The sequence below is a fragment of the Silvimonas sp. JCM 19000 genome (genome assembly GCF_054652575.1).
Window position 1 is genome coordinate 36,432 of the sequence record NZ_BAAIHC010000028.1, and the last position, 13,744, is coordinate 50,175.

General features: G+C 59.9%; 12 protein-coding genes. All 12 read left to right on the forward strand.

Features of this window, described 5'->3' with window-relative positions; all coding sequences use genetic code 11:
* Positions 1-5 precede the first annotated feature (5 nt).
* The 12 genes from sdhC to ACYQ1A_RS18915 all read left to right on the forward strand — a co-directional run bounded on the left by sdhC (position 6) and on the right by ACYQ1A_RS18915 (position 13,637).
* Entirely contained in the window at positions 6-380 is a 375-nt protein-coding gene (gene sdhC, locus ACYQ1A_RS18860) for a succinate dehydrogenase, cytochrome b556 subunit (RefSeq protein ID WP_062223917.1), read from the forward strand.
* Positions 374-724: a succinate dehydrogenase, hydrophobic membrane anchor protein gene (gene sdhD / locus ACYQ1A_RS18865; RefSeq protein ID WP_053937741.1), complete on the forward strand. Its 351-nt coding sequence runs from the start codon at positions 374-376 to the stop codon at positions 722-724. Before sdhC ends, sdhD begins: the two co-directional genes overlap by 7 nt.
* On the forward strand, positions 724-2,490 hold the full coding sequence (sdhA, locus tag ACYQ1A_RS18870; protein ID WP_499364536.1) for a succinate dehydrogenase flavoprotein subunit: 1,767 nt from the start codon (positions 724-726) through the stop codon (positions 2,488-2,490). Before sdhD ends, sdhA begins: the two co-directional genes overlap by 1 nt.
* Positions 2,491-2,504: 14 nt before the next feature.
* Entirely contained in the window at positions 2,505-3,206 is a 702-nt protein-coding gene (locus ACYQ1A_RS18875) for a succinate dehydrogenase iron-sulfur subunit (RefSeq protein ID WP_499364538.1), read from the forward strand.
* A 175-nt stretch (positions 3,207-3,381) separates the two neighbouring features.
* Complete coding sequence (locus ACYQ1A_RS18880; RefSeq protein ID WP_053937744.1) at positions 3,382-3,639, forward strand: FAD assembly factor SdhE; 258 nt, start codon at positions 3,382-3,384, stop codon at positions 3,637-3,639.
* A 32-nt stretch (positions 3,640-3,671) separates the two neighbouring features.
* Positions 3,672-4,979, forward strand: a complete 1,308-nt coding sequence (gene gltA, locus ACYQ1A_RS18885) for a citrate synthase (protein ID WP_499364540.1) — start codon at positions 3,672-3,674, stop codon at positions 4,977-4,979.
* A 156-nt stretch (positions 4,980-5,135) separates the two neighbouring features.
* The gene (locus tag ACYQ1A_RS18890; RefSeq protein WP_499364542.1) at positions 5,136-7,961 is read left to right on the forward strand and encodes a 2-oxoglutarate dehydrogenase E1 component; all 2,826 of its coding nucleotides are present in this window, start codon (positions 5,136-5,138) and stop codon (positions 7,959-7,961) included.
* 83 nt (positions 7,962-8,044) lie between these two features.
* Positions 8,045-9,304, forward strand: a complete 1,260-nt coding sequence (gene odhB / locus ACYQ1A_RS18895) for a 2-oxoglutarate dehydrogenase complex dihydrolipoyllysine-residue succinyltransferase (RefSeq protein ID WP_499364545.1) — start codon at positions 8,045-8,047, stop codon at positions 9,302-9,304.
* 68 nt (positions 9,305-9,372) lie between these two features.
* Positions 9,373-10,806: a dihydrolipoyl dehydrogenase gene (gene lpdA / locus ACYQ1A_RS18900; RefSeq protein ID WP_499364550.1), complete on the forward strand. Its 1,434-nt coding sequence runs from the start codon at positions 9,373-9,375 to the stop codon at positions 10,804-10,806.
* Positions 10,807-10,882: 76 nt separating this feature from the next.
* Positions 10,883-12,055: an ADP-forming succinate--CoA ligase subunit beta gene (gene sucC / locus ACYQ1A_RS18905; RefSeq protein WP_499364554.1), complete on the forward strand. Its 1,173-nt coding sequence runs from the start codon at positions 10,883-10,885 to the stop codon at positions 12,053-12,055.
* 22 nt (positions 12,056-12,077) lie between these two features.
* Positions 12,078-12,962, forward strand: coding sequence for a succinate--CoA ligase subunit alpha (gene sucD / locus ACYQ1A_RS18910; protein ID WP_499364556.1), 885 nt, complete (start codon positions 12,078-12,080; stop codon positions 12,960-12,962).
* A 120-nt stretch (positions 12,963-13,082) separates the two neighbouring features.
* Positions 13,083-13,637: an HI_0983 family protein gene (locus ACYQ1A_RS18915; protein ID WP_499364559.1), complete on the forward strand. Its 555-nt coding sequence runs from the start codon at positions 13,083-13,085 to the stop codon at positions 13,635-13,637.
* Positions 13,638-13,744 lie beyond the last annotated feature (107 nt).

Consider the following 13,744-nt stretch of genomic DNA (forward strand, 5'->3'; position numbering starts at 1 on the left):
TGCGTATGAGTGCAACGCGGCCCAAACATCTGGCGATATGGCAAATCAGGATGCCATTGCCGGCGATTGTCTCCATCCTGCATCGCGCCAGCGGCGCACTGCTGTTTGCTGCGGTGCCGTTCATGCTGTACGCGCTGCAAGGCACGCTGTCTTCGGCCGAACGCTTTGAAGCCTTCCGCGCCTGTGTGGCGCATCCGCTGGTCAAACTGGCCCTGCTGGCCGTGCTGTGGGCGTTTCTGCATCACGCCTGTGCCGGCATCCGCTTTCTGCTGATGGATATCCACAAGGGCGTAGAACTGCCTAAAGCCCGTGCCAGCGCCTATGCCGTGCTCGGCGTCAGCATTGTGCTCACCATCGTGATCGGGGGTTTGACATGGTAATCAAGCGCCCTGTGATTGGTGCCCATTACGGTCTGAAAGACTGGCTGGTACAGCGTCTGACCGCCGTGGTCATGCTGGCTTATGTAGTTGGCGTGATCGTGTTTTTGCTGGCATCACGTGGCGGTAGCTACGAAGCCTGGCAGCATCTGTTTGCCTGTAGCTGGGTGCGCGTGCTGACGCAAGTGACCGTGCTGGCGTTGCTGTGGCATGCCTGGGTGGGCGTGCGCGATATCTGGATGGATTACATCCAGCACACCGGCCTGAAGCTGGCGGCGCATACGCTGACTATTTTGTGGCTGGTCGCCAGCCTTGTTTATTCCGTTAAAGTTGTGTGGGGTGCTTGATGTCTGTTCCTGTTCGCAAATTCGATGCAGTAATCGTAGGGGCGGGTGGTGCAGGCTTGCGTGCGGCCCTGCAACTGTCTGAAGCCGGCCTCAAGACCGCCGTGCTGTCCAAGGTTTTTCCGACGCGTTCGCACACCGTTGCCGCGCAAGGCGGTATTTCCGCTTCGCTGGGCAATGTGCAAGAGGACAAATGGGAATGGCATATGTACGACACCGTCAAAGGGTCGGACTGGCTGGGTGACCAGGATGCCATCGAGTTCATGTGTCGGCAGGCCCCCGAGGTGGTGGTTGAGCTGGAACACTTCGGCATGCCGTTTGACCGTCTGGAAAACGGCAAGATTTATCAGCGCCCGTTTGGCGGCCATATGGCTGAGTTCGGCAAGACACCGGTGCAACGCGCCTGTGCCGCCGCCGACCGTACCGGCCACGCCATGCTGCACACGCTGTACCAACGCAATGTGCGCGCCAATACCCAGTTCTTTGTGGAATGGATGGCGCTCGATCTGATCCGTGATGCCGATGGCGACGTAGTTGGTGTTACCGCGCTGGAAATGGAAACGGGCGAGACCTTTATCCTGCACGCCAAAGCGGTGTTGTTTGCCACCGGCGGCGCGGGCCGTATCTATTCGGCGTCCACCAATGCATTTATCAATACCGGCGACGGCCTGGGCATGACCGTGCGCGCCGGTATCCCGCTGGAAGACATGGAATTCTGGCAATTCCATCCGACCGGTGTAGCAGGCGCGGGTGTGTTGATTACCGAAGGCGTGCGCGGCGAGGGCGGCATTCTGCTCAACGCCAATGGCGAGCGCTTTATGGAACGCTACGCGCCCAATGCCAAAGATCTGGCCTCGCGTGACGTGGTGTCGCGCGCCATGGCGCTGGAGATTCTGGAAGGCCGTGGTTGTGGCAAAGAAAAAGACCACGTGCTGCTCAAGCTCGACCATCTCGGCCCCGAGATCATCAACCATCGTCTGCCCGGCATTCGCGAAATCGCCATCAAGTTTGCTGGCGTCGATCCGATCAAAGACCCGATCCCGGTGGTGCCGACCACGCACTACATGATGGGCGGCATTCCGGCCAACTATAAGGGCGAAGTGGTGGCGCCGCAGGGTGACAACCCGGAAGTGCGCGTCAACGGCTTCTATGCCGCAGGCGAATGCGCCTGCGCCTCGGTGCACGGCGCCAACCGCCTCGGCACCAACTCGCTGCTGGATCTGGTGGTGTTCGGCAAGTCGGCCGGTAACTCGATGATTGAATACATCAAGACCGAACGCCAGGACTGGAAACCGCTGCCGGCTAACGCCGCGGATGTATCGCTGGCGCGGCTGGCGCGGCTGGAAAATCAAACCGGCGGCGAAGAAGTGGCCGACGTGCGCAATGCCATGCAGAAATGCGTGCAGCTGCGCGCCGGTGTGTTCCGCAATGACGAGAACCTGGCCAAGGGCGTGGCAGAGATCAAAGAGATCGCCGAACGCGCCAAACGCACACAGATCAAAGACAAATCAAAGGTCTGGAACACGGCACGCACTGAAGCGCTCGAACTCGACAACCTGATCGAAGTGGCCGTGGCCACGCTGATTTCGGCCGAGGCGCGCAAGGAATCGCGCGGCGCGCATGCGCAAGATGACTACCCGGATCGCCACGATGATGAATGGATGAAGCACACGCTGTACGACGGCGCCACCCGCAGCCTGAGCTACAAACCCGTGCATACCCAACCGTTGTCGGTGGAATACATCGCACCGCAAAAGCGCGTGTACTAAGCGAGATCGCCCTTATGAAAATGCATTTTCAGTTGTATCGGTTCAATCCGGACGTGGACAAAAAGCCCTATATGCAGGACTACCACGTCGAGCTTGAAGACTCCGACAAAAAGCTGCTGGACGCGCTGGTGCGCCTGAAAGCAGTGGACGACACGCTGAGCTTTCGCCGCTCCTGCCGCGAAGGCGTGTGCGGTAGCGACGCGATGAATATCAACGGTAAAAACGGCCTGGCCTGTATTACCGATCTGCGTGAGCTGAAGCAACCGGTGCAGATTCGTCCGCTGCCGGGCTTGCCGGTGATCCGCGATCTGATCGTCGATATGACGCAGTTCTTCAAGCAATATCACTCGATCAAGCCGTATGTGATCAATGACGACCCACCGCCTGAGCGTGAGCGTTTGCAATCGCCCAAAGATCGCGAAGAGCTGGATGGCCTGTACGAATGTATTCTGTGCGCGTGCTGTTCCACCTCGTGCCCGTCGTTCTGGTGGAACCCGGACAAGTTTGTCGGCCCCGCCGGCCTGCTGGCTGCGTACCGCTTTATTGCTGATACGCGTGACACGCAAGTCAATGAGCGCCTGGATAACCTGGAAGACCCGTACCGTTTGTTCCGTTGCCACACCATCATGAATTGCGTGGACGTGTGCCCGAAGCATTTGAATCCGACCAAGGCCATCGGCAAGATCAAAGACCTGATGGTCAAGCGAGTTGTGTAAGCGGCTACTGCGCGGCGGCATCTTGATGCCCGGCGGTGCTCGAAATCCTCACGTACAAAACGTACGCTCCGGTTTCTGCGCTCCGGCGGTCATCAACCTGCCACCGCTCGCTACGCCCGACACATTGCGACGGCATGTTTTGAGCGGGCACTGGAACGTATAACCGGCGGGCAGCATGAACGAAATTGAAAAGAAGAAGGTCATCTGGCGCAGTCGGCGTGGATTGCTGGAGGTTGATCTGCAACTGGAGCGTTTTGTGCGCGACGTGTTGCCCGGCCTGGCTGACGCCGAGTGGCAACGTTATGCCGATATGCTGCTGCTTTCCGACAATGATTTGATGGATTACCTGAATGGCAAGGCGCAGTGTCCGGACCCGTACCTGGCGCCGATGATAGACCGGATTCGCGCTCATCAACACACAGACCTGGCATGAAGCCAGCGATGAAAACCCTGGAGCTTTGAAGCATGGAAAACAAAGTCACTCTGACTTATAGCGGCGGCACCATTGATCTGCCGGTGACGGCAGGTACGCTGGGCCCTGATGTTGTGGATATCCGCCAGTTCTCCAAGACCGGCATGTTCACGTTTGATCCAGGCTTTCTGGCCACCGCCGCGTGTGAATCGAAAATCACCTTTATCGATGGCGACCAGGGCCAGTTGTACTACCGCGGTTATCCGATCGAGCAACTGGCTGAGCATTCCGATTACATGGAAACCTGCTACCTGCTCATCAACGGCGAACTGCCGAGCGAAGCGCAAAAGAAAGAATTCACCCGCATCGTGATGCGCCACACCATGGTGCATGACCAGATGACGCGTTTCTTCCAGGGCTTCCGCCGTGATGCGCACCCGATGGCGATGATGGTGGGCGTGACTGGCGCGCTGTCGGCGTTCTATCAGGACAGCCTGGATATCACCAACCCGCGCCACCGCGAAGTGACGATGTACCGGTTGATCTCCAAGATCCCGACCATTGCCGCCATGTGCTATCGCTACAGCAAGGGTCTGCCGTTCAACTACCCCAAGAACGACCTGAGCTACACCGCCAACTTCATGCACATGATGTTTGCTACGCCGTGCGAAGAGTACAAGCCCAACCCGGTGCTGGTGAAGGCGCTGGACCGCATCTTTATGCTGCACGCCGATCACGAACAAAACGCCTCCACCTCGACGGTGCGTCTGGCCGGTTCGTCGGGTGCCAACCCGTTTGCGTGTATCGCCGCCGGTATCGCGTGTCTGTGGGGCCCCAGCCACGGTGGCGCCAACGAAGCCGTGCTGAAGATGCTGGACGAAATCGGCAGCGTCGAAAACGTGCCGGCATTTATGGAAGGCGTGAAGAACAAAACCCACAAGCTGATGGGCTTTGGTCACCGCGTTTACAAGAACATGGACCCGCGCGCCAACATCATGCGCCAGACCTGCTACGAAGTACTGAAAGAGCTCGGCCTGGAAAACGATCCCAAGCTGAAGCTGGCCATGGCGCTGGAAAAAATCGCGCTGGAAGACCCGTACTTTATCGAACGCAAGCTCTACCCCAACGTCGACTTCTACTCCGGCATCGTGCTGACCGCGCTCAATATCCCGGTGTCGATGTTTACCGTGGTGTTTGCGCTGGCGCGTACCGTGGGCTGGATCAGCCACTGGAACGAAATGATCTCCGATCCGGGCATGAAGATTGGCCGTCCGCGCCAGCTGTACACCGGCGCGCCGCGTCGCGATTACGTGCCGGTGGATCAGCGTCCGGGCTCGGCCACCGACCCGAAAGACATCTGATCGATAGCAGGCAACACACAGCCGGGGCGCGGTGGGCAAGCGCCGCACCCGCTGTGATAAACCAAAAACATAAGCAATACCCGTGGCTGACGGGCGTCAGCCACGATCGAGGCCCCGCACCAGGCAGAGCGGGGGAGTAGACAGGACACACTGGCCATGAAACGCGAGCTGGAACAGCTAGAACTCAATTCCCACCTGTTCGGTGGCAATGCTCCCTTTGTGGAGGACTTGTACGAGCAGTATCTGGAAGACCCCAACCAGGTGGATGCCGGGTGGCGGGCGTACTTCGACAAGCTGCAACAGCAGCCGGGTAACAGCGGTCGCGATATCCCGCGCGCACCGATCGAAGAATCGTTCCGGCAACTGGCACGCCAGCCCCGAACCATGGCCGTACACGCGGCAGTGGCCGACGACTCGGTGTCGCGCAAACAGGTGGAAGTGCTGCGCATGATGCAGGCCTACCGTTTGCTGGGCAGCCGCAATGCCACCCTCGACCCGCTGTGCCGCATGGACACCGCCTACGTCGAAGAGCTCGATCCCAAGTTTTATGGCTTTACCGAAACCGATATGGCGCTGCAATTCGGCACCAATATCAAATCGATGGAGCGCGCTTCGCTGGCCGAAGTGATGGCGTTTGCCAAGCAGACCTACTGCGGCAATATCGGCCTGGAATTCATGCACATCACCAATTCCGAAACCCGTAAATGGGTGCTGGAATGGTTTGAAGAACGTCGCTCCACGCCGTCGTTCAACGCCGAGCAAAAGCTGCGCATCTTCAAGCAAGTGACCGCAGCCGAAACGCTGGAACAATACCTGCACAAAAAATACGTTGGGCAAAAGCGCTTCTCGCTGGAAGGCGGCGATTCGCTGATCCCGGCCATGGATTACCTGGTGCAGATGGCCGGTGAGCAAGGCGTGCAGGAGATGGTGATCGGCATGGCCCACCGCGGTCGCCTTAATGTGCTGGTTAACATCCTTGGCAAGCAGCCGCGCGATCTGTTCAGCGAATTTGAAGGCCGCCCGACCACCGAACTGCCGTCCGGCGACGTCAAATATCACAACGGTTTCTCGGCCGATATCCCGACCGCTGGCGGCCCGGTGCATTTGAGTCTGGCGTTCAACCCGTCGCACCTCGAAATCGTCAACCCGGTGGTGGAAGGCTCGGTGCGCGCGCGCCAACAGCGTCGCGGCGACCGTGCGGGCGAACAAGTGCTGCCGGTACTGATCCACGGCGACTCGGCCTTCATCGGCCTGGGCACCAACCAGGGCACGTTCAACCTGTCGTCCACGCGCGGTTACGGCACGGGCGGCACGGTGCATCTGGTGGTCAACAACCAGATCGGCTTTACCACCTCCGACACCCGCGATACCCGTTCCACGCTGTATTGCACCGACATCGCCAAGATGGTCGAAGCACCGATTTTCCACGTGAATGGCGATGATCCCGAAGCCGTGTGCTTTGTCATCCACGCCGCCATGGAATACCGCAAGACCTTCAAGAAAGACGTGGTGGTCGACATCGTGTGTTTCCGCAAGCACGGCCACAACGAAGCCGATGATCCGTATCTGACCCAGCCGATGATGTACAAGCGCATCGCGCAACATCCGGGCGTGCGCAAAAAATATGCCGACAAGCTGATTGCCGAAGGCGTGATCCAGGCCGACCAGGCCGATGCGTTGATCCAGGCCTACCGCGCTGCGCTGGACAAAGGCGAGCACGTCGAAAGCACCACGCTGACCGACTACAAGCGCTCGTACGCCATCGACTTTAGCCGCTATATCGGCGCGCACTGGCGTCACCCGGTGACCACGGCCGTGCCGCAAGCCGATCTGGCGCGGCTGACCGAAAAATTCACCACCGTGCCGGAAGGCTTCAAGCTGCACCGCACCGTCGAGAAAGTGGTGCATGACCGCCGCGAAATGGTGGCCGGCAATCTGAATATCGACTTTGGTATGGCCGAACATTTGGCCTATGCCACGCTGCTGACCGAAGGCTATCCGATCCGTATTTCGGGTGAGGATTCCGGTCGCGGCACGTTTAACCATCGTCACGCCGTGTTCCATGATCAGGGTCGTGAGCGTTGGGATCAGGGCGCGTTTGTGCCGCTGCAATACCTCAGCGACAACCAGGCGCACTTTACCGTTATCGATTCGATCCTGAACGAAGAAGCGGTGCTGGCGTTTGAATACGGCTACGCCTCGTCGGCGCCGGATGAGCTGGTGATCTGGGAAGCGCAGTTTGGCGATTTTGGTAACGGCGCGCAGGTGGTGATCGATCAGTTCATCACTTCGGGCGAAACCAAATGGGGCCGTCTGTGCGGCCTGACCATGTTCCTGCCGCACGGCTACGACGGCGCTGGCCCGGAACACTCGTCGGCGCGCGTCGAGCGTTATCTGCAGCTGTGTGCCGAGCACAATATCCAGGTGGTGCAGCCGACTGAAGCCAGCCAGGTGTTCCACATGCTGCGCCGCCAGATGATCCGCCCGGTGCGCAAGCCGCTGATCGTGATCATGAGCAAGCGTCTGCTCAAGGCCAAGATGTCGGCCAGCCCGATCGACCAGTTCACCAGCGGCGAATTCCGCAACGTGATTGGCGACAGCGCCGCGCTGGAAGCCAAAAAGGTGAAGCGTGTGGTGGCGTGCGCGGGTCAGGTGTACTACGACCTCGAAGCCGCGCGCAAAGAGCGTGACATCAAGGACATCGCCATTGTGCGGGTGGAACAGCTGTATCCGTTCCCGACTGAAGAATTGCGCGCCGAAATGGAGAAATACCCCAATGCGCGTGAACTGATGTGGGTGCAGGAAGAGCCGCGCAACCAGGGCGCCTGGCATGCCATCCGCCATCGTCTGGAAGGCGTGATGCTGCCCAAGCAGACCTTGCTGTACGCGGGCCGCAGCTCGTCGGCCTCGCCAGCCGTGGGTTATATGAGCAAGCACACCGCGCAGCTGAAAGCCTTCCTTGACGAAGCCATGACGCTGTAACAACGCCGCCGTCCCCCAACGCTGTACCCGCTGCGCCAACGTAACGCGCGGCGGGGCCGAATACCCAATTGGAGAAACCCTGCATGATCATCGAAATCAAGGTGCCGCAACTGCCCGAATCCGTTGAAGAAGCCACGCTGCTGCAATGGAAGAAAAAAGAAGGCGACGCTGTGGCGCGTGACGAAAGCATTATCGATATCGAGACCGACAAGGTCGTGCTCGAAATCCCGGCGCCGCAAGCCGGTGTACTGGTGTCCATCGCCCGCAAAGAAGGCGATTCGGTCACCAGCAATGATGTGATCGCAACAATCGATACCGATGCCGTCGCCGCAGGCGCGCCCGCTCCGGCCGCCGCAGCACCGGCGCCGCATGTGGTGGAAGAAAAGAAGCGCGTAGAAGCCGCTGCCGAAGCGCACGGCGTGGAAGCCTCGGCCGTGGGCTTTGGCACCGCCGTGATGCCCGCCGCCAAAAAGCTGGCTGCCGATGCCAATGTAGATACCGCTGGCGTTGCTGGCACGGGCCGTGGTGGTCGCGTGCTGAAAGAAGACGTGCAAGCCGCGATTGCTGGCGGTGGCAACAAGCCGACCCCGGCCGCACCGTCGCCGGCCAAAGCACCCACCCCGGTGCTGCTGCCCGCCGGTGATCGCCAGGAACAACGCGTGCCGATGAGCCGTTTGCGCCAACGCGTGGCCGAGCGCCTGCTGCAATCGCAAGCCACCAACGCCATCCTGACCACTTTTAACGAAGTGAACATGAAGCCGCTGATGGACCTGCGTAACAAGTACAAAGACCGCTTTGAAAAAGACCACGGCGTGAAGCTGGGCTTTATGGGCTTCTTTGTGAAAGCCGCAGTGCACGCGCTGAAAAAATACCCGATCGTCAACGCCTCGGTCGATGGCAGCGAAATCGTGTACCACGGCTATTACGACGTCGGCGTGGCCGTGGGCAGCCCGCGTGGCCTGGTGGTGCCGATCATCCGTAACGCCGACCAGCTGAGCCTGGCCGATATCGAGAAGACCATCGCCGACTTCGGCAAGCGTGCGCAAGAAGGCAAGCTGACCGTGGAAGAACTCACCGGCGGCACCTACACCATCAGCAATGGCGGCACCTTTGGTTCGATGATGTCCACCCCGATCATCAACCCGCCGCAATCGGCCATCCTGGGCATGCACGCCACCAAAGACCGCGCTGTGGTCGAGAACGGCGAGATCGTGGTGCGCCCGATGATGTACCTGGCGCAATCGTACGATCACCGCATTATCGACGGCCGCGAAGCCGTGCTGAGCCTGGTCGCCATCAAAGAAGCGATTGAAGATCCGGCGCGTCTGCTGCTGGATATCTAACCCTGCGATGGCGCGCCGTTCTGATCGGATGGCGCGCCCGACTCGATGCCCAAACAAGGTAAAAGAACATGTCGCAACAATTTGATGTACTGGTGATCGGCGGCGGCCCTGGCGGTTATGTAGCTGCCATCCGCGCCGCGCAGCTGGGCTTTAAAACCGCCTGCGTCGATGAATTCAAGAACGCCGAAGGCAAAGCCAGCCTGGGCGGCACCTGCCTGAACGTGGGCTGCATTCCGTCCAAGGCCTTGCTGGAATCGTCCGAGAACTGGGAACGCATCGAACACAAATTTGCCGCGCACGGCATTACTGTGGAAGGCGCAAAGTTTGATGTAAGCAAGATGCTGGAGCGCAAGCAAAGCATCGTCAACAAGCTGACCACGGGCGTGGCCTTCTTGCTGAAAAAGAACAAGATTGCCAGCCTGTTTGGCCACGGCAAATTGCTGGGCCGCGAAGGCGAGCAGTGGCAAGTCGAAGTCAGTCTGGATGGCCAGACCGAAGTGGTCAGCGCCACCCACGTGATCATCGCCACCGGTTCGGTGCCGCGCCAACTGCCCGATCTGCCGTTTGATAACAAAGTGGTGCTGGATAACGTTGGCGCGCTGTCGATTCCCGCCGTGCCGGGCAAGCTGGGTGTGATTGGCGCGGGCGTGATTGGTCTGGAAATGGGCTCGGTGTGGAAGCGTCTGGGTTCCGACGTCACCATCCTTGAAGCCGCGCCGGGCTTTTTGCTGGCCGCCGATGAGGCCGTTGCCAAAGAAGCGCAAAAATCGTTTATCCGCGATCTGGGCCTGAAGATCAGCACCAGCATCAAGATCACCAGCGCCAAAGCCAGCGCCGACCATGTGGCGGTGGAATGGACCGATAGCGAAGGCAAGCCGCAGTCCGAAACCTTCGACAAGCTGATTGTGTCGATCGGCCGCGTGCCCAATACGTGGAACCTGGCCGCCGACAGCGTGGGCCTGAAGCTGGATCAGCGCGGCTTTATCGAAGTGGACGAAGACTGCCGCACCGCGCTGCCCAATCTGTGGGCGGTGGGCGATGTGGTGCGCGGCCCGATGCTGGCGCACAAAGCGTCGGAAGAAGGCGTGGCGGTGGCTGAACGCATTGCGGGGCAAAAGCCGCATATCGATTTCAACACCGTGCCGTGGGTGATTTACACCAGCCCCGAACTGGCATGGGTGGGCAAGACCGAACAGCAACTGAAAGCCGAAGGCGTCGAATATCGCAAAGGCCAGTTTCCGTTTAGCCCCAATGGCCGCGCGCTGGGCCTGGGCGAAACCACCGGCTTTGTAAAAATGTTGGCGGATGCCAAAACCGACCGCATCCTGGGCGTGCATATCGTGGGCCCGTTTGCCTCCGAGCTGATTACCGAAGCTGTGGTGGCGATGGAATTTGGCGCCTCCAGCGAAGACATCGCCCGCATCGTGCACGCGCATCCGTCGTTGTCGGAAGCCATGCACGAAGCCGCGCTGGGCGTGGACAAACGCGGTCTGCATTCCTGATTACCGCACGCTGAACTGATTAACACGGGAGGTGCGCGCTCCGGCCGCACCGCTTGTATCTCCAAAAGGAAATCTCATGAACCTGCACGAATATCAGGCCAAGGAACTGCTGGCCAAATACGGTCTGCCCGTCCAGCGCGGCATTCTGGCCCACAGCGGCGAAGAAGCCGCTGCAGCCTATGACAAGCTTGGCGGCAAGTTTGCCGTGGTCAAGGCGCAAGTGCATGCGGGCGGCCGTGGTAAAGCCGGTGGCGTGAAAGTGGTGAAGAGCCGCGAAGAAGCCGCCGCCGAAGCCACGCGTTTGATCGGTACCAATCTGGTTACCTATCAAACCGACGCCGCTGGCCAACCGGTGCACAGCGTGCTGGTGTGTGAAGACATGTACCCGGTGCAGCGCGAACTGTACCTGGGCGCGGTGGTGGATCGCGGCTCGCAGCGCGTGGTGTTTATGGTGTCGACCGAAGGTGGCGTCGAGATCGAGAAGGTCGCCGAAGAAACCCCGGAAAAAATCATCAAGATTGAAGTGAACCCGCTGGTGGGCATGCAACCGTTCCAGGCGCGTGATGCCGCGTTTGCGCTGGGCCTGTCGGGCGCGCAGATCGGTGCGTTTGCCAAGCTGATGCTGGGTGCATACAACGCGTTTGTCGAAAACGACTTCGCGCTGTTTGAAGTCAACCCGCTGGCGCTGCGCGAAAACGGCGAGCTGGCCTGCGTGGACGGCAAGATCAATCTGGACAGCAACGCGCTGTTCCGCCACCCGGACCTGCTGGCGCAACGCGACAAATCGCAAGAAAACGAACGCGAAGTGAAGGCGTCCGAGTTCGAACTGAACTACGTGGCGCTGGAAGGCAATATCGGTTGTATGGTCAACGGCGCAGGCCTGGCCATGGCCACCATGGACATCATCAAGTTGAAGGGCGGCCAACCGGCCAACTTCCTTGACGTGGGCGGCGGCGCCACCAAAGAACGCGTGATTGAAGCCTTCAAGCTGATCCTGGCCGATGACTCGGTCAAGGGCGTGCTGATCAACATCTTCGGCGGCATCGTGCGTTGCGACATGATCGCCGAAGCCATTATCGCGGCCGTAAAAGAAGTGAACGTGACCGTGCCGGTGGTGGTGCGTCTGGAAGGCAACAATGCAGAGCTGGGCGCGAAGATTCTCGATGAATCCGGCCTCAAGCTGACTTCGGCCCAGGGCCTGAACGACGCAGCCGAGAAGATCGTCGCTGCCGTGGCCGCGCTGGCCTGATCACCGCACAAAGGATTCCGAAATGAGCGTTCTGGTTAATAAAGATACGAAAGTGCTGGTGCAAGGTTTCACCGGCAAGAATGGCACCTTCCACGCTGAACAAGCGCTGAAGGTGGGCACCAAGGTGGTCGGCGGCGTCACCCCGGGTAAGGGCGGCAGCGAGCATCTGGGCCTGCCGGTGTTCAACACCATGAAAGACGCGGTGCGCCAGACCCAGGCTGATGCCTCGGTCATCTATGTGCCCGCAGCGTTTGCCAAGGATTCGATCCTGGAAGCGATTGATTCGGGCGTGCAGCTGATCGTCTGCATTACCGAAGGCGTGCCGACGCTGGACATGCTGTATGTAAAGAAAGCCGTGGACGAAGCCGGCATCCGCCTGATCGGCCCGAACTGCCCCGGCGTGATTACCCCGGGTGAATGCAAGATCGGCATCATGCCGTGGCACATCCACAATCCGGGCCGCATCGGCATTGTCAGCCGCTCCGGCACGCTGACCTACGAAGCCGTGGCGCAAACCACCGCGCTGGGCCTGGGCCAGTCCACGTGTATCGGTATCGGCGGCGACCCGATCCCCGGCACCAGCCATATCGATGCACTGAAGCTGTTCCAGGATGATCCGGACACCGACGCCATCATCATGATCGGCGAAATCGGCGGCAGCGCCGAAGAAGAAGCCGCTGAATTTGCGCGCCAGTACGTGACCAAGCCGGTGGTGGGCTACATCGCTGGCGTTACCGCACCGAAGGGCAAGCGCATGGGCCATGCGGGCGCCATCATCTCGGGCGGCAAGGGCACGGCGGAAGAGAAGTTCAAGGCCTTCGAACAAGCCGGCATCGCCTACACGCGCAGCCCGGCTGAAATCGGCAAGACCATGTTTGAACTGCTCAAATCCAAGGGCATGATTTAAGCGCGGTCTGGCTTAAGGACTGCAAGAACGGCTCGCACCTGGCGGGCCGTTTTTTTATTTGTGGCGGTGGCACGCGCCGGGTATGGTGGGGCGACCAAAAAACAAGGAATGACGATGCGGATGGCGCGATATCTGGTGGCGGCGTGGGTGATGGTCACCGTTTCTTCGGCATGGGCGGCGGGCACGCTGGTGGTGCCCAAGCAGATTGAATTTGACGGCAAGACGTATACGGTTGACTACGAAAAAGCCATGCCGCAACAGGCCATCCATATGTACGCCAGCGACGGCGAGAAGGCCTCGAGCTGGACATGGACGCGCTTGTTGACGATCAATCAGCTGGATGTGGGGCGCGGGACGCTGGCGCAATGGGCCAAGGTAACGCAGATCAATTTTGAGCGCCAGAAGCCGACGCCGTTTGTGCTGTTTGAGGTGAAGGGCGATGAAGCGTGGGCGCGGATTGTGTTTCCACCAGAGGCATCGCACCCCACGTATGAGGCGCAAGCGTGGCATGCGCGCCTGGTGGAGGGATGCGGGATGGCGGTGGTGCAGTTTGCCCGGCAGATTGCGGCACCGGATGGCAAGGCGGATGCGGCTTTGTTTGAGCAGGCGAAGGCGGGGACGGCGCGGGATTTGGGGTTTTTGAAGGAGCTGGGGTGGGGGGGGAGGTGTCAGTGATGGGCGGGGGTGGTTTTTGGTACTCGCGTGGTGACTGGCGGCCTGTTTTAACTGCTTGTGCCTGCGGCGCATGTTTTGATGTTCAGCTTGCGCTGAACAAACCTTTT

Bases quoted from the DNA above. Each gene is read 5' to 3' on its own strand.
- ACYQ1A_RS18875 (WP_499364538.1), top strand. From the start codon at position 2,505: ATGAAAATGCATTTTCAGTTGTATCGGTTCAATCCGGACGTGGACAAA.
- ACYQ1A_RS18880 (WP_053937744.1), top strand. From the start codon at position 3,382: ATGAACGAAATTGAAAAGAAGAAGGTCATCTGGCGCAGTCGGCGTGGA.
- gltA (WP_499364540.1), top strand. From the start codon at position 3,672: ATGGAAAACAAAGTCACTCTGACTTATAGCGGCGGCACCATTGATCTG.
- ACYQ1A_RS18915 (WP_499364559.1), top strand. From the start codon at position 13,083: ATGGCGCGATATCTGGTGGCGGCGTGGGTGATGGTCACCGTTTCTTCG.
- sucD (WP_499364556.1), top strand. From the start codon at position 12,078: ATGAGCGTTCTGGTTAATAAAGATACGAAAGTGCTGGTGCAAGGTTTC.
- odhB (WP_499364545.1), top strand. From the start codon at position 8,045: ATGATCATCGAAATCAAGGTGCCGCAACTGCCCGAATCCGTTGAAGAA.
- lpdA (WP_499364550.1), top strand. From the start codon at position 9,373: ATGTCGCAACAATTTGATGTACTGGTGATCGGCGGCGGCCCTGGCGGT.
- sucC (WP_499364554.1), top strand. From the start codon at position 10,883: ATGAACCTGCACGAATATCAGGCCAAGGAACTGCTGGCCAAATACGGT.
- sdhA (WP_499364536.1), top strand. From the start codon at position 724: ATGTCTGTTCCTGTTCGCAAATTCGATGCAGTAATCGTAGGGGCGGGT.
- sdhD (WP_053937741.1), top strand. From the start codon at position 374: ATGGTAATCAAGCGCCCTGTGATTGGTGCCCATTACGGTCTGAAAGAC.
- sdhC (WP_062223917.1), top strand. From the start codon at position 6: ATGAGTGCAACGCGGCCCAAACATCTGGCGATATGGCAAATCAGGATG.
- ACYQ1A_RS18890 (WP_499364542.1), top strand. From the start codon at position 5,136: ATGAAACGCGAGCTGGAACAGCTAGAACTCAATTCCCACCTGTTCGGT.